The organism is Ensifer sp. 22521, assembly GCF_052044795.1.
GTDB lineage: Bacteria > Pseudomonadota > Alphaproteobacteria > Rhizobiales > Rhizobiaceae > Ensifer.
This window is the reverse complement of sequence record NZ_JBQENM010000006.1, coordinates 242602-261076: the sequence shown is the minus strand read 5'-3', so window position 1 is coordinate 261076 and position 18475 is coordinate 242602. Positions and strand designations below refer to the sequence as shown.

Genomic DNA, 18475 nt, shown 5'->3' with positions numbered 1-18475 from the left:
TTGCTCAATGCAGACGATTTCGCAGGAAGAAGCCATAGAGGTCATGCCGATTGAAGGCGGTGAGCGCACGCGCTTTTGGCGCGATCCTCGTTTTATGGGCATGGAATGTCTGACGGCGACCTTCATTACCCATGAATTCGCGCCGCACGCACATGAGACGTTCAGCATCGGCGCGATCGAGGCGGGCTCGCAGATTAGCAAGATCAAGGGCGAGCGCTCTGAAGCCGGCCCTGGGTTCTTCTACCTGATCAACCCCGACGAAATCCACGACGGCCACCCCGGCGGCAGCGGCTATCGTTATCGCATGGTCTATCCGAGCGCCGATCTGCTGGTGAACATCATCGAGGACGTGACCGGTCGCGCTTTCAAGGGAACGCCGTCCTTCTCGAGGCGGGTGCTGCAGGATCCGGACCTCGCCTTGTCCTTTCATCAAGCGCACCGAACGCTTGAGGTGGCAGGCGGCACGCTCGAGGCCGAAGAAAGAATGTTCGGCGTGCTTGCGGCGATGTTCGAGAGGCACGGCAGTACGATCATCACCCCGATCGAGACGCGCGAGCAGTCCCCCGTGCATCGGGCGCGGGACTATCTGATCGAGAATTATGCTGAAGACGTCGGGCTCGAGGAACTCGCCAAGGTCGCAGGGCTCAGCCGCGCGCACCTGATCCGCGCCTTCCGCAAGGAATTCCATATCACTCCACATGCCTTTCTGACCGACAAGCGCGTGCGCACCGCCAAGACCTTGCTCAGGCATGGCTGGTCGGCGGTGGATGCGGCCTACCAGTGCGGCTTCGCCGATCAGGCGCATTTCAGCCGCCACTTCAAGGCGCGCACCGGCGTGACACCCGGCGCCTTCCGTGCCGGCTGATCACTTTCGTTCAATACGGGACCTGCTTCCGCCTATAGACGTTCTGCGTTTCGTGTGAATGGAGACAGGGACGTTGCAGGTAAGAAATGCGTTGCAGGAATTTCGGGCCGCGGCGATCGCGATGACGCCGCTGATCGTCGCCGTCATGCCGATCGGCCTGGTGTTCGGTGCGGTGGCGGCGGCCAAGGGGCTGACGCCGGCCGAGGTGACGCTGATGAGCGCACTGGTCTTTGCCGGCGGGTCGCAATTCGTCGCCATGGATATCTGGACACATCCGGCGAACTGGGCCGCACTCGGCTTCTCGGCACTGCTCGTCAACGTCCGCCATGTGCTGATGAGCGCTTCGATCGGCAGCAAGCTTGACGGTTTCTCCGGGCCGGCCCGCTATGCCTCGATGCTGCTTCTCGCCGATGAAATCTGGGCCATGGCCGAGATGCGCGCGAGCAATGGCAAACTCACGCCCGCCTGGTATGCCGGCCTCGCCGTGCCCTTCTACTGCGCCTGGGTCCTGACGAGCCTGACGGGCGCGATGGTTGGCGCCCTGCTGGGCGATCCCAAGGTCATCGGCCTCGACTTCGCATTCCCTGCCGTTTTCATCATCCTGGTCATGGGTTTCTGGAAGGGGCGCGAAACGGGCGCCGTTCTGGCCGCAAGCGCTTGTGCGGCCGTGGTCACGCATCAATTGCTGCCGGGCGTCTGGTACATTGCGGCGGGTGCTGCAGCCGGCGTCGTCGTGGCTATGCTTTCAGGCGGACACAAGGAGGCCCACGCATGAGCGTCGATCTCAACACTTTGCTTGCGATCCTGGCCATGGCCGTCGCGACGGTCGCGACCCGCATCGGCGGTCTCGTGCTGATCCGCTATGTCACGATCGGAGAAAACCAGAAGCGCGCCCTCGAGGCCATCCCGCCGGCGGTTCTGATGGCGGTCATCGCTCCGACGGCACTGGTCACCGGCCCGGCCGAAACGATTGCCGCTGCGGCGACGGCCGTTGCTGCAACCAGGCTGCCGCTCTTGGCATCCGTTGCCGTCGGCGTGGTTTCGGTGGCGTTGTTGCGTCAGGTTCTAGGCGGTGCCTGGTAAAAGGCGGTGCCGGTTGAGCCCATCACGCTTGGGCGGCTCGTTGTGAAGTAGAGCGGGCTGGGAAACCGCAAACATTTTTCCCAGCCCGCTCCGGCCGCCCCCACGGAACTCTAGTGTTCTTCGTACTGGGTGAAGGAGGGATCGGCGAGATCGGTGAAGCGCGTGAATTCCGACTGGAAGGCGAGCTTCACGGTGCCGGTCGGTCCGTGACGCTGCTTGGCGATGATCACGTCAGCCGTGCCCTTCACCTGCTCCATCTTCATCTTCCACTCTTCGTACTTCGGGTCGAACTCGTCGCGCGGCTCCAGGTTCTTCACGTAGTATTCCTCGCGGAACACGAAGAGCACGACGTCGGCGTCCTGCTCGATCGAGCCCGATTCACGAAGGTCGGAGAGCTGCGGGCGCTTGTCTTCGCGGCTCTCCACCTGACGGGAGAGCTGCGACAACGCGATGATCGGAACGTTCAGTTCCTTGCCGAGCGCCTTGAGGCCGGTCGTGATCTGGGTGATTTCCTGCACGCGGTTGTCGCTCGATTTGCCCGAGCCGGTCATGAGCTGGATATAGTCCACCACCAGGCAATCGAGGCCACGCTGGCGCTTCAGGCGCCGGGCGCGGGCGGAAAGCTGGGCGATCGAGATACCACCGGTCTGGTCGATGTAGAGCGGCACCTTCTGCATCATCTGCGAGCAGGCGACGAGCTTTTCGAAGTCGGCCTCGGAAATGTCACCGCGGCGGATCTTCGACGAAGAGACCTCGGTCTGTTCGGAGATGATACGGGTGGCGAGCTGTTCGGACGACATTTCGAGCGAGTAGAAGCCGACGACGCCGCCGTTCCTGGCCTTGAACGAACCGTCCGCCTGGACTTCAGGCTCGTAGGCGGCAGCGATGTTGTAGGCGATGTTGGTGGCAAGCGAGGTCTTGCCCATGCCGGGACGCCCTGCAAGCACGATCAAGTCCGAGCGCTGCAGGCCGCCCATGCGGGCGTCGAGGGATAGGATGCCGGTGGAAATGCCGGAGAGGCTGCCGTCGCGCTCGAAGGCCGCACCTGCCATGTCGATCGCAAGCGCGACGGCATCGTTGAACGACTGGAAGCCACCGTCGTAGCGGCCGGTTTCGGCGAGTTCGAACAGGCGGCGTTCGGCATCCTCGATCTGGCCCTGGGGCGGCATATCGAGCGGCGCGTCGTAGGCGATGTTGACCATGTCCTCGCCGATCGTGATCAGCGAGCGGCGCAGCGCCAGATCGTAGATCGCACGGCCATAGTCTTCGGCGTTGATGATCGAAACCGCTTCGGCCGCGAGGCGCGCGAGATACTGCGCGACGGTCAGGTCGCCGACCTTTTCGTCAGCCTTGAGGAAGGTCTTGATGGTGACCGGGTTGGCGGTCTTGCCCATACGGATGATGTCGCCAGCAACCTCATAGATCTTGCGGTGCAGCGGCTCATGCAGATGCACGGGCTTCAGGAAGTCCGAGACGCGATAGAAGGCGTCGTTGTTGACGAGGATCGCGCCGAGCAAAGCCTGCTCGGCTTCAAGGTTGTTCGGCGCCTCGCGATAGTGCTGGTCCACCTGATCCTTGCTGATAGGGGATAGCTTTCGCGCCGCGTCATTCATGTCGTTTTATCTCTGCCTTTGTCTGGTGTGGCACCGGTTTGCGATCTACCGCGAGCCGGGTCAAGTGCAGGGGGGACACACTCGCAAAGCGTCTCATCGCAGCCTCGCGCTTTTCCCGTTGTTCGACTGATCCACAGGCCAGGTTCACAAAAGCGTAGAATCTCGCCTTGCCACAAAATTGGCCGTTGACGCGACGAATCGCCCGAGCCTTCCGGGGCATGGGGGAAGTCTAGCGCCGTCCTCCCCCGCCTCAAAATCCTGATCTTGAAAATCCCCCGCATTTGGATTAGATAGAGTCAAAATAATTAGCATGCTAGTAATATGGAAAAGATACCAATGTATCAGCCCACCGTGAACCGCGAATTGTTCGATGCCCTGTCGCTGGTCAATCGCAAGCTGCGGGCCGTGTTCGACGCTCGGGTGAAGGAGAAGGGCCTCACGCTGTCGCGGGCCCGAGCGCTCTTCTGCTTGACCCGGAAGGATGGTTTGAACCAGCGCGAGCTGGCCGATGAGCTCGATATTGAAACGCCGACACTGGTGCGTCTGCTCGATGGCATGGAGAAGCAAGGTTTCATCGAGCGGCGGGTCGAGGCCTCCGACCGGCGCGCCAAGCAGATCCATATGACTGAGTTCGGCCGTTCCGTCGCTGACGAAATCCTGCGGCTTGCCGACGAGATCCGGGCGGAAGTGCTGCAAGGTATCGATGCCGCCGAACTTGCCGTGACGCAGCGGGTGGTGCGGGCGATCGCCGATAACGTCCAGTCGCTGGCGCGGGAGTGACAGCGATGAGCGCAGTCGCCACTGCTGCTGCAAACGACAATCGTAACGCCGCTCCGCTGGAGACGGGCGTGGCTAGCTATGACGAGGAGGCGGTTTCTCCCGCTGCACCGATCCCGGCCCCGGTGCCGGCGCCCGCCCCGGTCGACAAAAGCCTGGCACTATCGGCGGTCTATGTCGTCGGGTCGGTTCTCCTGTTCCTGACGCAGGGCCTGGGCATGAACCTGGCGCTTGCCAATCTGACGCAGATCCAGGGTTCGCTCTCGGCGACCTCCGTCGAGGCCGGCTGGCTGTCTGCGGCCTACATGGCGCCCAATGTCAGCCTGTCGATCGCGCTGGTGAAGATTCGCGCTCAATACGGGCTGCGCCGCTTTGCCGAAATCAGCATCGTCGGCTTCGTCATCGTATCGCTGATGAACGTCTTCGTTTCCGACCTGCATTCCGCCATCGTCGTCCGCTTCATCAGCGGCATTGCTGCTGCACCGATGTCGACGCTCGGCTTCCTCTACATGCTCGAAGCCTTTCCGCCGGCGCGCAAGCTGACAGTCGGTCTGGCACTGGCGCTCACCTGCACGACGATCTCCGCGCCGATCACCCGGCTGATCTCGCCGACCCTGATCGAATACGGCCAGTGGCATGCGCTCTACACGCTCGAAATGGCGTTGGCACTGATCGCGCTGCCGATCATCTATCTGCTGCCGCTGACGCCGGTGCCGCATGCCAAGGTCATCCAGCGCATGGATATCCTGAGCTATCTGTTCGTCGCCCTTGCCTTCGGCTGCCTAGCCATCGTGTTGACCATGGGGCGTCTCTACTGGTGGTTCGAGGCATCCTGGCTCGGCGTCCTCCTGGTCGTTTCAATCGCAACACTGACGACCGTGGTGCTGATCGAGCTCCATCGCAAGGTGCCGTTGATCGACATACGCTGGATCACCTCGAAGGAGATCGTGCACTTTGCTGCCGTTCTGCTCATCTTCCGCCTGGTTGCCTCCGAGCAGTCCACGATCGCGACGAATTTTTATCAACAGCTCGGCCTCCAATTCGAACAGGTCGCGACGCTCTATTGGATCATCCTTGCCGCGGCGATAGCCGGCGGCCTGCTCTGTGCCGTGCTGATGAACCCGCAGCATGCAGAGCGTGTGCACGTCCTGGCGCTCTGCCTGCTGGCGACCGGCGCCTACATGGACAGCCAGGCGACGAGCCTGACACGGCCCGAGCAGATGTATCTGAGCCAGGCAATGATTGCCTCGGGAACTGCGCTCTTCCTGCCGCCGGCCATGGCGCGCGGCTTCAAGGCTGCGCTTGCGAAGGGGCCGAGCTACATCCTGAGCTTCATCGTGATCTTCCTCTTCACCCAGAGCATCGGCAGCCTGATCGGCTCCGCAGCCTTCGGCACCTTCGTAACGATCCGTGAAAAATTCCATTCCAACATTCTCGCCGAACAGATCGTCTTGTCGAACCCGCTGGTTGCCCAGCGCGTCAACCAGCTCTCCGCCGCCTATAGCAAAGTGATGGGCGACAAGACCTTGCTGGGCGGCGAGGGCACCGTGCTCCTGTCGCAGCAGGTCACCCGCGAAGCCTATATCCTTGCCTACAACGACGCATTCCTGCTTGCCGCCGTGATCGCGCTTTTCGCGCTCGCCGGCCTGCTCCTGCACATGTCCTACAATTGGCTCACGCAGCGGCTGACGGACCCCGCGCCGGCGCCGGCCGCCTGATTAATCGAGTTGATGACCATGCTGAAGTTCCTACGTTCCCCGACCACCATCATTGTGCTTCTCGCCGGCATCGCCGGCGTAACCCTCGTGCTCTATGCTTGGCGGCTGCCACCGTTCCACAGCTCCGTGGAGATGACGGAGAATGCCTATGTGCGCGGCTACGTCACGATCATGAGCCCGCAGCTTTCGGGCTATGTCGCCGATGTTCCGGTGCACGACTACGAGACGGTGAAGGCCGGACAATTGCTGGTGAAGATCGACGATCGCATCTATGCGCAGAAGTTGGCGCAGGCCGAAGCGACGCTTGCCGGGCAGAAGGCGGCGCTCGCCAACTCCCATCAGCAGGAACTGTCGGCCAAGGCTGGCATCGCCGCCAGCGAAGCGCAGCTCGATAGCGCCAAGGCGGCCTTCAATCGGGCCCGCGCCACCTGGGATCGCATTCGCCCGCTTGCCGAAAAGGGCGTGTCGACGCGCAGCGATGCCGATCAGGCGCGTGCCGGCTTCGAACAGGCGGACGCGGCTGTGAGCCAGGCCGAGGCCGGGCTGGAAGTGTCGAAGCAGGCATTGGCGACCACGCTTGGCGCGCGCGCCGGATTGGAAGCTGCCGTGACCGGTGCCGAGGCGGCCGTCGAACTGGCGCGTATCGATCTCGAAAACACCCGCATCGTTGCGCCGCGTGACGGCAGGCTGGGCGAGATCGGCGCTCGGATCGGTCAATATGTGACGGCGGGATCGCAACTGCTCGCGCTGGTGCCGAACGAAGTGTGGGTCGTCGCCAATTTCAAGGAGACGCAACTCGACGGCATGAAGGCTGGCCAGCCCGTCGCCATTGCGGTCGACGCCCTGCAGAAGAGCGAACTTACGGGACACATCGAGCGCTTCTCGCCGGCAGCCGGTTCGGAATTCAGCGTGATCCGCGCGGACAACGCCACCGGCAACTTCACCAAGGTGGCTCAGCGCGTCGGCGTGCGGATCGTGGTCGATCCCGGTCAGCCGCTGGCTGAGATGCTCTCGCCCGGTCTCTCGGTCGTCGTGCGCGTCGACAAGGACGCGCCGGCGCGGACTGCGGCGGATCAGGTGACCAGCGACGCCGTGCCCGTCGCTGCGCATGGGTAATCTGCCGCCTCGCGTCTTGCGATTTTAGTTCTACCCCCTGGGGCCAATAAAAAAGCCCGGATCGATGATCCGGGCTTTCGTATATGGGATGGCCGCTAAGGCTTATTCTTCTTCGCCTTCGAATTCGGCTTCCGGGTTGAAGAAGTCTTCCGGCTTCAGGGCGTCTTCGTCAACGCCGTAGATGGCGTCGGCCGAGGTCAGGCTTTCGCCCTTGGACTGGCGCTCGGCTTCTTCAGCCGAACGGGCAACGTTGACTTCAACCGAGATCTCGACTTCCGAGTGCAGGTGCAGCGTGACCTTGTGCAGGCCGATCGACTTGATCGGGTGGTTGAGGTCGACCTGGTTGCGGCCGACGTTGAAGCCTTCGGCAGCGAGCACTTCGATGATGTCGCGAGCAGCAACCGAACCGTAGAGCTGGCCGGTTTCGCCAGCGGAGCGGACGATGACGAAGGTCTTGCCGTCGAGCTTTTCGGCAACCGACTGGGCTTCCGACTTGCGCTCGAGGTTGCGGGCTTCGAGCGTCGAACGCTCAGCTTCGAAACGGGCCTTGTTGGCGGCGTTGGCGCGCAGCGCCTTGCCGAGCGGCAGCAGGTAGTTGCGAGCAAAGCCGTCGCGGACCTTTACGGTTTCGCCCATCTGGCCGAGCTTGGCGATACGTTCGAGAAGAATGACTTGCATGTTGGTTTTCCTTTCAGTGTTCCAATTCGTTGGTCAGTTTTTTCCAACCGGCGTGACCGCGATGGTGCGTCGCGTATCGATCAGGCCGGACAGGAGGAAGAAGAATGCCGGGATCGTGAACACGAGCACCGACAGGTATGCGATCCACAGCACGGGAAGCCGCCAGGACTTGCCGCGCGTGCGGAAATGGAAGGAGGCGAAGCCGGCGAGCAGAAAGCCTGCGCCGAAGGTTCCGCAGATCAACGCACCGATCGTTGCGGGCGCGCCGCCGAGGAAGGTGAGGACCAGGCCGCCGAGGAAGATGAAGATCGCGTTGCGGTGCATGCGCAGCGTCGAGGGGATATCCTCGCGCGGGCGCAGCGACCGGCCCGACATCTGCACGATGCGGGTCGCGACATAATAGGCGGTAAAGAGCATCAGCACCCAGATCGCACCCTGGACGAGCGGCAAAGCGAGTGTGAAGAGCGACTTGATCTGGGCAACGGCAGTGACGTCCGGATTATAGCCCGGGTCCTGCGCCTTCACCGCCTGGATGACGATATCGACCATGCGGTCGGAGATGTCGGCGCCATAGCCGACGATGAGGCCGACGATGATCATGCCGACGGTCACGAGGCCGGCGAGGTGGCTGAGAATATCGGAGAGCGGATACCAGGCGAGCGCTTCATCCGGACCGCCGAGTTCCGAGGCCGGACGGGCAAGATTGGCGAGGTGGCTGAGCCAACCGGCCGGGATCAGCGTGACGACGAGGATCAGCAGCGCGAAATAGGGCGAGATGAGCGCGGCAGCGGTGGCGCCTGCGCTGACGATCGCGGTGATCGCCGCTGCATTGCCCCAGCCAAGGCCGGCAATCAGGATCGGGAGTGCGGAGGCGGCATAGAGGACGATCGCAAGAGACGACTGCGTGTTCGCGCCCATCGACAAGAGGGCGGCGGTAAAGCCGGCGAGAACGCCGGTCAGCAGCGATGTCCTGTTCACATTCGTCACGTTCGCTGTCCTGCTTCGTGCAGTTAGGGGATGGCAAAGCCCGGCCCCAGCATGGGATTTTGGTGCTGTCGCACCTGTTCCGATCCGCGCCCACCGCGGAAGGGAGAGAAAGAGGCGCTCACCTAAGGGGAGCGCCTCTCCCTGGAGTCAATTTCCGTCGAGTCAGATGACCAACGGAGAGTCAGCCGTTCTTAGGAAACGACGTAGGGCAGCAGGCCGAGGAAGCGTGCACGCTTGATCGCCTGGGCGAGCTCGCGCTGCTTCTTCTGGGAAACGGCCGTGATGCGGGAAGGAACGATCTTGCCGCGCTCGGAAATGTAGCGCTGCAGCAGACGGATGTCCTTGTAGTCGATCCGCGGAGCGTTTGCGCCCGAGAAGGGGCAGGTCTTGCGGCGACGGTGGAACGGGCGACGAACCGGAGCGGAAGAAACTTCAGCCATTGTCTTTATCTCCTAAAGCTTCTTGATTACGCGCGGTCTTCGCGCGGACGACGCGGGCGGTCTTCGCGGTCGCCACGGTCCGGACGCGGACCACGGTCGCCGAAGCTGCGCTCCGGACGGTCGCCATCGCGGCGCGGACGATCGTCGCGGTCGCGCTTCTGCATCATGGCAGACGGGCCTTCTTCGTGCTTCTCAACGGCGATCGTCATGTAGCGCAGAACGTCTTCGTTGATGCGCATCTGACGCTCGATTTCGTGAACAGCCGCTGCCGGAGCGTCGATGTCCATGAGAACGTAGTGAGCCTTGCGGTTCTTCTTGATGCGGTAGGTGAGGGACTTCAGGCCCCAGTTCTCGACGCGACCGACCTTGCCGCCGTTTGCTTCGAGCACGCCCTTGTACTGCTCGACGAGACCGTCGACCTGCTGCGGCGTGATGTCCTGGCGGGCCAGGAATACGTGTTCATAAAGAGCCATTGTGGCTTGCCTTTCTTGCGTTAATCAGCCCGGACCTCGGCGGCTAAGCCTCAACGACTGTTCTTAGTGGCTGACAGGCAGCCGGCAAGAAAGTGTTGTATCGAGACGGTCGAGAGCGGAGACACGGGAGGCCGGAAAGACTTGCAATCCTAACGGCTCCCCTCGAGGAAGCCGGCCCTCCGTTCAGCCACCAGCCAGAAGACCGGGCATTTCGAACAGCGCGCTTATACGCATTTTTCCACGGAAGGCAAGGCTTGGCGCATCTTTTAGATATCTAGGCCAGCGCTTTGACCTTCTTCCACTTGCGCAAACGCCCTGAGGCATTGGCGTAGGGAGAGGATGTGTTGAACTGAATCATGCGACCAAGCGTCCATTTGCCGTACCACGGTTTCCCGTAGAGCGCCTGGTCGTCCCGCTCCTTGATCAGCGCTTCCAGCGTTTCCTTGCTGCGTCTCAGGCGGGCGATGAGCTCCGTCGGCGAAAGAGCCCGGAAATCGGCATAGAACTTCTGTGCGAGCCTGCCGAGCTCGTTCCATTTATATCCGGTCTCGGGGAAGTCGACCGGTTCGCCGCGCTGATCGCGGTCGATCCACTTGGTGACGAGTTCGCCCCAGCCGATGAGGTAGGCGACGAGATCGCCGACGCTCATCGTGGTGCCCTTGGCGTGCCCTTCGAGCGAAGGCTCGCGAAATTGGTCGTCGGAGACCTGTTCCAGTTCGCGCATCAGCTTGGCGAACTGGACGTCGATCGCCTTGAGCAACTCCGCTTTTGTCTGAGGCACGGCCATCGGCGATCGATTCTCGCCTTTAGATCGGCATGGGGTAGAGACGGTGCAGCCGCCGAATGCCATTCACGACGTCCTGCGACAGGGTGAGGTCGACGGCGCCAAGATTGGTCTTCAGCTGTTCCATCGATGTCGCGCCGATGATGACGGACGCCATGAACGGCCGCGTCAGGCAGAAGGCGATTGCCATCTGAGCGGGATCGAGGCCGTGCTCGCGTGCAAGCTGCACATAACCGGCAACCGCCGGCTCCTGGTGCGGGGTGAACCGGCCGCCGAGGTCGCCGTTGATCGAGAGGCGGGAGCCCGTCGGCTTGGCGCCGTCCAAATACTTACCGCTGAGCAGTCCGGCTGCGAGCGGCGAATAGGCAAGCAGCCCCACGTCCTCGTGATGCGATAGCTCGGAGAGGTCGAGATCATAGGCGCGGTAAAGCAGATTGTATTCGTTCTGGACCGAGGCGACCCGCGGCAGGCCGTGACGTTCGGCCATGTCGATGAACTTCATCGTTCCCCAGGCCGTTTCGTTGGAGAGACCGATGGCGCGGACCTTGCCGGCCTTCACGAGATCGCCGAGCTTGTCGAGGATCGCCCTGAGATCGCCGGCGACATGCGCCTTGTCCTGCTTGGCCGGGTCGTAGGACCAGGCATTGCGGAAATGGTAGTGACCGCGGTTCGGCCAATGGATCTGGTAGAGATCGACGTAGTCGGTCTTCAAACGTCGAAGGCTGGCGTCGATTGCCTGTTCGATGCCTTCCGGCGTGGTAGGACCGCCATTGCGAATATAGGGCCGGCCGGGGCCGGCGACCTTGGTCGCGAGCACGACGTCGTCGCGGCGGCCGCGCTTTGCCAGCCACTCGCCGATGAAGCGCTCGGTATCGCCGTAGGTCTCGGACGAGAGCGGCGTCGTCGGGTAGAGTTCTGCCGTATCGATGAAATTCACGCCCTTGTCGAAGGCGTGGTCCAGTTGTTCATGCGCTTCGGCGACGGAATTCTGCGAGCCCCAAGTCATGGTGCCCAGGCAGATTTCCGAGACCCTGATGTCGGTGCGGCCAAGCGTGTTGTAACGCATTGAATGGAGATCCTTGTGAAAGACGTGCATCGGCCCCGTGGGAAGGGGTGCGCGCGCCGGAAATGGAGTGATAGCCTTCGCCCTTGGGAGTGTTGAAGGCAGGTCGACTTCGGGCGGCAAACTTACGCCTTGATTGGTGAAGATCAAGGGCAAAAGGCGGCTGCGGCTCGGTTCGGCGGGCCTTGCGCGCTTGACTCGCCGTTCAGGAATGTGAATGGAGAGGAAACCAGAGCGGGGCAAGAAAAAGCGTGTGCGGTTATCCGCCCGCGTCCCGCTCTAACTCATAAGAACCGATCACTATGATTTTGTGTCGATTCGACCCAAAATCATAGTGATCTAGGGAAGGGACTATCCCATGAGCATTGCATTCACGTTTCCAGGCCAGGGCAGCCAGGCTGTCGGCATGGGCAAGGATCTGGCGGACGCTTTTCCGGAAGCCGCTGCCGTCTTCGCCGAGGTTGACGAGGCGCTCGGAGAGAAGCTGTCCGAGATCATGTGGAACGGCCCCGAGGAAACGCTGACGCTGACCGCGAACGCGCAGCCGGCGCTGATGGCCGTATCGATGGCCGTCATCCGGGTGCTCGAAGCCAAGGGACTCGACATCAAGTCGAAGGTCTCCTTTGTCGCCGGCCATTCGCTGGGCGAATATTCGGCGCTCTGTGCTGCCGGCACCTTCTCGATCGCCGACACGGCGCGTCTCTTGCGCATTCGCGGCAACGCGATGCAGGCGGCCGTACCGGTCGGCAAGGGTGCGATGGCCGCGATCATCGGGTTGGAGCATGCCGATGTCGAAGCCGTCTGCCGCGAGGCTTCGGCACTCGGCTCCTGCCAGATCGCCAACGACAATGGCGGCGGCCAGCTGGTCATTTCCGGAGAGAAGTCTGCCGTCGAGAAGGCTGCCGCATTGGCATCCGAAAAGGGAGCGAAGCGCGCATTGATGCTGCCGGTCTCCGCACCCTTCCATTCGAGCCTGATGGCGCCGGCCGCCGACGCCATGCGCGAGGCTCTCGCCAAGGTCGAGAAGCACAATCCCGTCGTACCCGTGGTCGCCAACGTGCTCGCCGCACCGGTCAGCGATGCCGACGAAATCGCCCGATTGCTCGTCGAGCAGGTCACCGGCCAGGTCCGCTGGCGCGAGACGGTCGAATGGTTTGCCGCCAACAATGTCACGACGCTTTATGAACTCGGTTCCGGCAAGGTCCTGACCGGGCTTGCCCGCCGGATCGACAAGACTGTCAACGGTATCGCCGTCAATACGCCTGCCGATATCGACACGGCTCTTGCAGCACTGCTCGCGTAAGCCGTCGAACAAGCGCACCAGTTACAAGGAATCAATCAGATGTTCGATCTTTCCGGCCGCAAGGCTCTCGTCTCCGGTGCATCCGGTGGTATCGGCGAAGAAATCGCCCGCATGCTGCACGCGCAGGGCGCGATCGTCGGCCTGCACGGCACGCGCGTCGAAAAGCTGGAAGCGCTCGCCAATGAACTCGGTGATCGCGTGCAGCTCTTCCCGGCGAACCTTTCCGACCGCGCCGAAGTCAAGGCGCTCGGCGAAAAGGCTGAGGCCGAGCTTGGCGGCGTCGATATTCTCGTCAACAACGCCGGCATCACCAAGGATGGCCTCTTCGTGCGCATGAGCGACGAGGACTGGGATGCCGTTCTCGAGGTGAACCTGACCGCCGTCTTCCGCCTGACGCGCGAGCTGACCCACCCGATGATGCGCCGCCGTTTCGGCCGCATCGTCAACATCACCTCGATCGTCGGTGTCACCGGCAATCCCGGTCAGGCCAACTACTGTGCCTCCAAGGCCGGCATGATTGGCTTCTCCAAGTCGCTGGCTCAGGAGATCGCGACGCGCAACGTCACCGTCAATTGCGTTGCTCCGGGCTTCATCGAAAGTGCGATGACCGGCAAGCTCAACGACAAGCAGAAGGACGCGATCATGGGCGCGATCCCGATGAAGCGCATGGGCACCGGCGCGGAGATTGCGTCGGCCGTCGTCTATCTCGCGTCGAACGAGGCTGGCTACGTCACCGGCCAGACGATTCACGTCAATGGCGGCATGGCCATGATCTGATCCGGTTTCCGGGATGTGCCGCCCGTCGAGATTGTGCGACGGGTGATATTCAACGTCTCGGGACACCGCCTGCCAAATGCCTGAAATTCAATGTTGAGCAAGCGAATGTCAGGCATTTTCGGACTTTGCGGCAGACTTAAACCGTGTTAATCGGGCCATGACTGTTAGCAGTCGACCGGTCCCGCCAGGTGTCCGGCAGCCTTGGCTGCCCTGGGTTTGCCGCAGTTCCGGTTGGATGGATTGCCGGGTAGGCCGTCTTGGTCTATCAGGCTTACATAAGAGTACCGGTGCCGGAATAGGCGCCTACAGAAACGAAGGTCGAGGAACTCCGACATGAGCGATATCGCAGAACGCGTAAAGAAAATTGTTATTGATCATCTTGGCGTCGACGCCGAAAAGGTCAGCGAAGGCGCAAGCTTCATCGATGACCTCGGCGCGGACTCGCTCGACACCGTCGAACTGGTCATGGCTTTCGAAGAAGAATTCGGCGTTGAAATCCCGGACGACGCTGCTGACTCGATCCTGACTGTCGGCGACGCCGTCAAGTTCATCGAAAAGGCTCAGGCCTAATATCTGAGCGGCTACGGCCGCAGACGGGCCGCCGAAAGCGGCCCGTTTCAGCCCAGGGAAGTGGGCTGTCCCGCAAGCGCGGGTGCCGATCAGCAAGCGTTCTCCGCTTTTCCCTCTGATCGTGAATGAGAACCTTAAAATGGATGCCCGGATCGGGTTCGTTACACGTGGTCCGATCCGGCTCTGAAATTGAAAAGTCAGGGTGGGTTGCGGACTATGAGACGTGTCGTTATCACCGGTACCGGCATGGTATCTCCCTTGGGTTGCGGAACTGAGGCGACGTGGGCGCGCCTTCTTGCCGGGCAGAATGCTGCACGCAAGGTAACCGAATTCGAGGTCGAGGACCTTCCTGCCAAGATCGCCTGCCGCATTCCCTTCGGTGACGGCACCGACGCAACCTTCAACGCCGACGACTGGATGGAGCCGAAGGAGCAGCGCAAGGTCGATCCGTTCATCGTCTACGCGATGGCGGCCGCCGACATGGCGCTTGCCGACGCCGGCTGGAAGCCGGAGACCGACGAGGACCAGATCGCGACCGGCGTGCTGATCGGATCGGGCATTGGCGGTCTCGAAGGCATCGTCGAAGGCGGCTATACGCTGCGCGACAAGGGCCCCCGCCGCATTTCGCCGTTCTTCATTCCCGGCCGTCTGATCAACCTCGCCTCGGGCCAGGTGTCGATCCGCCACAAGCTGCGCGGCCCGAACCACTCGGTCGTGACCGCCTGCTCGACCGGCGCGCACGCGATCGGTGACGCGAGCCGTCTGATCGCGCTCGGCGATGCCGACGTCATGGTCGCCGGCGGTGCTGAATCGCCGATCTGCCGGATCTCGCTCGCGGGCTTTGCCGCCTGTAAGGCGCTGTCCACCCAGCACAATGACGACCCGCAGAAGGCATCGCGCCCCTACGATGTCGATCGTGACGGCTTCGTCATGGGCGAGGGCGCCGGCGTCGTCATCCTCGAAGAGCTCGAGCACGCCAAGGCGCGCGGCGCGAAGATCTATGCGGAAGTGGTCGGTTACGGCCTTTCCGGCGATGCCTTCCACATCACCGCGCCGTCGGAAGATGGCGACGGCGCCTATCGCTGCATGCAGATGGCGCTGAAGCGTGCCGGCCTGACGGCGGCCGATATCGACTACATCAACGCCCACGGCACCTCGACCATGGCGGACACGATCGAGCTCGGCGCGGTCGAGCGCCTGGTCGGCGAGCATGCGTCGAAGATCTCCATGTCCTCGACCAAGTCGGCGATCGGTCACCTGCTTGGCGCTGCCGGTGCTGTCGAAGCGATCTTTTCGGTGCTCGCGATTCGCGACAACATTGCGCCGCCGACGCTCAACCTCGACAATCCGTCCGTGGAAACCAAGATCGACCTCGTGCCGCACGTCGCGCGCAAGCGCGAGATCAACGTGGCGCTGTCGAACTCCTTCGGCTTCGGCGGCACGAACGCCTCTCTGGTCCTGCGCCGTTACACGGGCGCCTGATCGGGGCCCTGGCAATCATCGGATCGATCCAACAAGTCGGTCCGATGATCCTGCTTTTGCCGCATTGCTCGCTACAAGCATGTTTTGGGAGGATGCGCCGCCATCGCGGCGGCGTTGCCGACCGCTATGTTCGCGCAAGGCATATCTGTCAGTTTGCCATTTAGCTATTGCCGGGAACATGTCGTTCGCCCCAGGGATAACCGAAGGCGGCGCGTTCCGAACGACTGCATGTCTCCTGTCTGGTTTAAGGATGAAGCAGGCAGCCATTTAGAGTGTTACAGCGACCTTAACGCGTCCTATAAGACGTGCGGTTCTGTAAAGTGTCAGGTCCCCGTCGCGTTCTCTTGAATGGACGGTGAACCGACACATTTCTGTGGTTCTTGGGTGCCAATGCACCGCGCCGCAGGTCTATTGTGTTGAAGACTGCGGAATGCCGCCCGCCAGGTCGGCGCCGTTTATGAAATTGACTTAAGCCTGCCATGGTCCAGTCCGAAATTCGCACCGGGGGCAGGATAGAGAATGAGGCTGCGAATTTCGGGTTCGGGATAATCGTGAGCGACTCAAACGATAACGGCGCGGCGCAATTCGGCCGCAATGAAAACGCGAGCAACGGGCCGATCATTCCGAAATCGGCAAACGAGGCACTGCGCCCGGAAAAAGTGCCACAGCCCCCGAAGCGGTCGCGCAAGGCGCGCAGCCAGGTGGTGATTTTCCTGAATTTCGTGATGACCATCATCGTCTTTGCGGCACTCGCTGCGGCCGGCACGGTCTACTATGCCATGCATCAGTACGAGAAGCCGGGTCCGCTGCAGGCAAACCAGAACTTCATCGTCAGGGGCGGCGCCGGCATGAGCGAGATCGCCAGCGGTCTCGAGCGCAGCAACATCATCACCGATGCGCGCGTCTTCCGTTTCGTCTCGGAGGCCTATCTCGACAACGAGACGCTGAAGGCCGGCGAATACGAGATCAAAGCCGGCTCGTCGATGCAGGACGTGATGCAGCTTCTGAAGTCGGGCAAGTCGATCCTCTATTCGGTTTCTCTGCCCGAAGGCCTGACCGTCAAGCAAATGTTCCACAAGCTTTCCGACGATCCGGTCCTGGTTGGCAATCTGCCGACCGAGCTTCCGCCGGAAGGTTCGCTGATGCCCGATACCTACAAGTTCACACGCGGTACCAAGCGCGGCGAGATCGTTCAGCAGATGGTTGCCGCCCAGAAGGTTCTGGTCGATCAGATCTGGGAGAAGCGTGATCCGAACCTGCCGGTCTCGACGGTCGAGGAACTCGTCACGCTGGCTTCGATCGTGGAGAAGGAAACCGGCCGCGCCGACGAACGGCCACGGGTCGCCTCCGTCTTCATCAACCGGCTCGACAAGGGCATGCGGCTGCAGTCCGACCCGACGATCATCTATGGCATTTTCGGCGGTGACGGAAAGCCGGCGGACCGACCGATCCTGAAGTCCGACATCGACAAGCAGACGCCCTACAACACCTATATCATCAAGGGGCTGCCGCCGACGCCGATCGCCAATCCGGGCCGTGCAGCGCTGGAGGCGGTCGCCAATCCTTCGCGCACGCCGGAGCTCTACTTCGTGGCCGACGGTACGGGCGGCCATGTCTTTGCCGAGACCCTGGACGAACACAACGCGAATGTAAGGCGTTGGCGCAAGGTGGAAGCCGAGAAGGCTGCGGAAGCCGCAAAGGCGGCCGCCGACGCTGGAACGGCCGCACCGGCAGCGACAGCAGCGCAGCCGCAATAAACGCCTGCATTGTGGACGGATAGATCACGGCGCGGATATCCCTTGCGGGATGCCGCGCCGTCGACTTATTGCTTCTGCTGAAACACAACGGAGGTGACGATGCCGCTCCAATCGATGACCGGCTTTGCCCGGAGGGAAGGCAGCAGTGGCCGCCGCCGTTGGGCCTGGGAACTGCGCTCCGTCAACGGCAAGGGTCTTGATCTCAGGTTACGCCTGCCGCAGGGGCTCGAGCGCTTCGAGCCCGAAGTGCGCAGGCTCGCGGCCGATTATTTTTCGCGCGGCAATCTCCAGATCGGACTTTCCGTCAGCGGCGCGGAAGCGACCGTCGAGGCGGTGGTCAATCAGGGTGCGCTGACGGCGGTCTTGAACTTGCGCGAACAGCTCGGCGATCTCGTCGACCCGGCGCCGCTGAAGTTCGACACGTTGCTTTCCATCCGCGGCATTGTCGATTTTCGCGAACCGGAAGAAAGCGAAGAGGAGCGCGCCGCGCTTGATACGGACATCCTCGAAGGACTGAGGCTGGCGCTTTCCGACCTCCGTGTCATGCGCGAAGACGAGGGGGCCACGCTCTGTCAGATCCTGCTGGCGCAGGTTGAAGGCATCGAGACACTCACGGCGACGGTAGAGGCGGATCCATCGCGCAGCGCCGCGGCGATCGCCGATCGGCTCGCGCAGCAGGTGGCCCTGGTCATGGACAATGGCTCCTCGCTCGACCGGGAACGCCTCTACGCCGAAGTGGCGCTGCTTGCCACCAAGGCGGATCTTCGGGAAGAAATCGACCGGCTCGGCTCGCACATCGTTGCGGCGCGCGATCTGTTGTCGAAGGGCGGTCCCGTTGGCCGCAAGCTCGACTTCCTGGCACAGGAATTTAACCGAGAATCGAATACGATCTGTTCCAAGTCGAATGCGGCCGCCGTATCGGCCGCCGGCATCGAACTCAAGGTCGTCATCGACCAGTTCCGCGAACAGGTCCAGAATCTGGAGTAAAG

The 18475-nt window shown here is 62.1% G+C and carries 19 protein-coding genes; 12 read left to right on the top strand and 7 right to left on the bottom strand.

Features of this window, described 5'->3' with window-relative positions:
* The first annotated feature begins 7 nt into the window (after nucleotides 1-7).
* From ACTJKE_RS11045 to ACTJKE_RS11035, 3 genes are all read left to right on the top strand, one after another.
* Nucleotides 8-865 carry an AraC family transcriptional regulator gene (locus ACTJKE_RS11045; RefSeq protein ID WP_093232167.1) on the top strand — a complete coding sequence of 286 codons (858 nt, stop codon included), beginning with the start codon at nucleotides 8-10 and terminating at the stop codon, nucleotides 863-865.
* Between the two features lie 121 nt (nucleotides 866-986).
* A complete protein-coding gene (locus ACTJKE_RS11040; protein WP_058329475.1) occupies nucleotides 987-1640 on the top strand; it encodes an AzlC family ABC transporter permease in 654 nt (217 codons plus the stop codon).
* Nucleotides 1637-1948, top strand: a complete 312-nt coding sequence (locus ACTJKE_RS11035; protein WP_057252725.1) for an AzlD family protein — start codon at nucleotides 1637-1639, stop codon at nucleotides 1946-1948. Before ACTJKE_RS11040 ends, ACTJKE_RS11035 begins: the two co-directional genes overlap by 4 nt.
* A gap of 110 nt (nucleotides 1949-2058) precedes the next feature.
* Here the strand turns inward: ACTJKE_RS11035 and ACTJKE_RS11030 are convergent, their stop codons facing one another.
* On the bottom strand, nucleotides 2059-3561 hold the full coding sequence (locus tag ACTJKE_RS11030; RefSeq protein WP_112995436.1) for a replicative DNA helicase: 1503 nt from the start codon (nucleotides 3559-3561) through the stop codon (nucleotides 2059-2061).
* A gap of 336 nt (nucleotides 3562-3897) precedes the next feature.
* Between ACTJKE_RS11030 and ACTJKE_RS11025 the strand changes: the two genes are divergently transcribed.
* From ACTJKE_RS11025 to ACTJKE_RS11015, 3 genes are read left to right on the top strand one after another with little or no spacing between them, the layout of a single operon-like run.
* Complete coding sequence (locus tag ACTJKE_RS11025) at nucleotides 3898-4341, top strand: MarR family transcriptional regulator (RefSeq protein WP_112995437.1); 444 nt, start codon at nucleotides 3898-3900, stop codon at nucleotides 4339-4341.
* Between the two features lie 5 nt (nucleotides 4342-4346).
* Nucleotides 4347-6056, top strand: coding sequence for an MFS transporter (locus tag ACTJKE_RS11020; RefSeq protein WP_112995438.1), 1710 nt, complete (start codon nucleotides 4347-4349; stop codon nucleotides 6054-6056).
* 18 nt (nucleotides 6057-6074) lie between these two features.
* A complete protein-coding gene (locus ACTJKE_RS11015; RefSeq protein WP_112995475.1) occupies nucleotides 6075-7172 on the top strand; it encodes an HlyD family secretion protein in 1098 nt (365 codons plus the stop codon).
* 102 nt (nucleotides 7173-7274) lie between these two features.
* Here the strand turns inward: ACTJKE_RS11015 and rplI are convergent, their stop codons facing one another.
* The 6 genes from rplI to ACTJKE_RS10985 all read right to left on the bottom strand — a co-directional run bounded on the left by rplI (nucleotide 7275) and on the right by ACTJKE_RS10985 (nucleotide 11600).
* Nucleotides 7275-7850 (bottom strand): 50S ribosomal protein L9, encoded by a 576-nt coding sequence (gene rplI / locus ACTJKE_RS11010; RefSeq protein WP_057252717.1) that lies wholly within the window; start codon nucleotides 7848-7850, stop codon nucleotides 7275-7277.
* Between the two features lie 33 nt (nucleotides 7851-7883).
* Complete coding sequence (locus ACTJKE_RS11005; RefSeq protein ID WP_058329423.1) at nucleotides 7884-8837, bottom strand: hypothetical protein; 954 nt, start codon at nucleotides 8835-8837, stop codon at nucleotides 7884-7886.
* A 191-nt stretch (nucleotides 8838-9028) separates the two neighbouring features.
* On the bottom strand, nucleotides 9029-9277 hold the full coding sequence (rpsR, locus tag ACTJKE_RS11000) for a 30S ribosomal protein S18 (protein ID WP_025426448.1): 249 nt from the start codon (nucleotides 9275-9277) through the stop codon (nucleotides 9029-9031).
* 26 nt (nucleotides 9278-9303) lie between these two features.
* Entirely contained in the window at nucleotides 9304-9750 is a 447-nt protein-coding gene (gene rpsF, locus ACTJKE_RS10995) for a 30S ribosomal protein S6 (protein ID WP_057252714.1), read from the bottom strand.
* A gap of 274 nt (nucleotides 9751-10024) precedes the next feature.
* Nucleotides 10025-10537, bottom strand: a complete 513-nt coding sequence (locus ACTJKE_RS10990; protein WP_440635486.1) for a ClbS/DfsB family four-helix bundle protein — start codon at nucleotides 10535-10537, stop codon at nucleotides 10025-10027.
* Nucleotides 10538-10556: 19 nt separating this feature from the next.
* Nucleotides 10557-11600, bottom strand: a complete 1044-nt coding sequence (locus ACTJKE_RS10985) for an aldo/keto reductase (RefSeq protein ID WP_058329473.1) — start codon at nucleotides 11598-11600, stop codon at nucleotides 10557-10559.
* A 355-nt stretch (nucleotides 11601-11955) separates the two neighbouring features.
* Here ACTJKE_RS10985 and fabD point away from each other — a divergent pair, with 355 nt between their 5' ends.
* From fabD to ACTJKE_RS10955, 6 genes are all read left to right on the top strand, one after another.
* On the top strand, nucleotides 11956-12900 hold the full coding sequence (gene fabD / locus ACTJKE_RS10980) for an ACP S-malonyltransferase (protein ID WP_058329421.1): 945 nt from the start codon (nucleotides 11956-11958) through the stop codon (nucleotides 12898-12900).
* Between the two features lie 39 nt (nucleotides 12901-12939).
* Nucleotides 12940-13677: a 3-oxoacyl-[acyl-carrier-protein] reductase gene (gene fabG, locus ACTJKE_RS10975; RefSeq protein ID WP_058329420.1), complete on the top strand. Its 738-nt coding sequence runs from the start codon at nucleotides 12940-12942 to the stop codon at nucleotides 13675-13677.
* 333 nt (nucleotides 13678-14010) lie between these two features.
* Nucleotides 14011-14247 carry an acyl carrier protein gene (locus tag ACTJKE_RS10970; protein WP_003531676.1) on the top strand — a complete coding sequence of 79 codons (237 nt, stop codon included), beginning with the start codon at nucleotides 14011-14013 and terminating at the stop codon, nucleotides 14245-14247.
* Between the two features lie 216 nt (nucleotides 14248-14463).
* Nucleotides 14464-15729, top strand: coding sequence for a beta-ketoacyl-ACP synthase II (fabF, locus tag ACTJKE_RS10965; protein ID WP_112995440.1), 1266 nt, complete (start codon nucleotides 14464-14466; stop codon nucleotides 15727-15729).
* Between the two features lie 551 nt (nucleotides 15730-16280).
* Nucleotides 16281-17486 carry an endolytic transglycosylase MltG gene (mltG, locus tag ACTJKE_RS10960; protein ID WP_440691834.1) on the top strand — a complete coding sequence of 402 codons (1206 nt, stop codon included), beginning with the start codon at nucleotides 16281-16283 and terminating at the stop codon, nucleotides 17484-17486.
* 99 nt (nucleotides 17487-17585) lie between these two features.
* Nucleotides 17586-18473, top strand: a complete 888-nt coding sequence (locus tag ACTJKE_RS10955) for a YicC/YloC family endoribonuclease (protein WP_057252703.1) — start codon at nucleotides 17586-17588, stop codon at nucleotides 18471-18473.
* Nucleotides 18474-18475: the final 2 nt, after the last annotated feature.

Bases quoted from the DNA above. Each gene is read 5' to 3' on its own strand.
- ACTJKE_RS11045 (WP_093232167.1), top strand. From the start codon at position 8: ATGCAGACGATTTCGCAGGAAGAAGCCATAGAGGTCATGCCGATTGAA.
- ACTJKE_RS11040 (WP_058329475.1), top strand. From the start codon at position 987: ATGACGCCGCTGATCGTCGCCGTCATGCCGATCGGCCTGGTGTTCGGT.
- ACTJKE_RS11035 (WP_057252725.1), top strand. From the start codon at position 1,637: ATGAGCGTCGATCTCAACACTTTGCTTGCGATCCTGGCCATGGCCGTC.
- ACTJKE_RS11030 (WP_112995436.1), bottom strand. From the start codon at position 3,561: ATGAATGACGCGGCGCGAAAGCTATCCCCTATCAGCAAGGATCAGGTG.
- ACTJKE_RS11025 (WP_112995437.1), top strand. From the start codon at position 3,898: ATGTATCAGCCCACCGTGAACCGCGAATTGTTCGATGCCCTGTCGCTG.
- ACTJKE_RS11020 (WP_112995438.1), top strand. From the start codon at position 4,347: ATGAGCGCAGTCGCCACTGCTGCTGCAAACGACAATCGTAACGCCGCT.
- ACTJKE_RS11015 (WP_112995475.1), top strand. From the start codon at position 6,075: ATGCTGAAGTTCCTACGTTCCCCGACCACCATCATTGTGCTTCTCGCC.
- rplI (WP_057252717.1), bottom strand. From the start codon at position 7,850: ATGCAAGTCATTCTTCTCGAACGTATCGCCAAGCTCGGCCAGATGGGC.
- rpsR (WP_025426448.1), bottom strand. From the start codon at position 9,277: ATGGCTGAAGTTTCTTCCGCTCCGGTTCGTCGCCCGTTCCACCGTCGC.
- rpsF (WP_057252714.1), bottom strand. From the start codon at position 9,750: ATGGCTCTTTATGAACACGTATTCCTGGCCCGCCAGGACATCACGCCG.
- ACTJKE_RS10990 (WP_440635486.1), bottom strand. From the start codon at position 10,537: ATGGCCGTGCCTCAGACAAAAGCGGAGTTGCTCAAGGCGATCGACGTC.
- ACTJKE_RS10985 (WP_058329473.1), bottom strand. From the start codon at position 11,600: ATGCGTTACAACACGCTTGGCCGCACCGACATCAGGGTCTCGGAAATC.
- fabD (WP_058329421.1), top strand. From the start codon at position 11,956: ATGAGCATTGCATTCACGTTTCCAGGCCAGGGCAGCCAGGCTGTCGGC.
- fabG (WP_058329420.1), top strand. From the start codon at position 12,940: ATGTTCGATCTTTCCGGCCGCAAGGCTCTCGTCTCCGGTGCATCCGGT.
- ACTJKE_RS10970 (WP_003531676.1), top strand. From the start codon at position 14,011: ATGAGCGATATCGCAGAACGCGTAAAGAAAATTGTTATTGATCATCTT.
- fabF (WP_112995440.1), top strand. From the start codon at position 14,464: ATGAGACGTGTCGTTATCACCGGTACCGGCATGGTATCTCCCTTGGGT.
- ACTJKE_RS10955 (WP_057252703.1), top strand. From the start codon at position 17,586: ATGCCGCTCCAATCGATGACCGGCTTTGCCCGGAGGGAAGGCAGCAGT.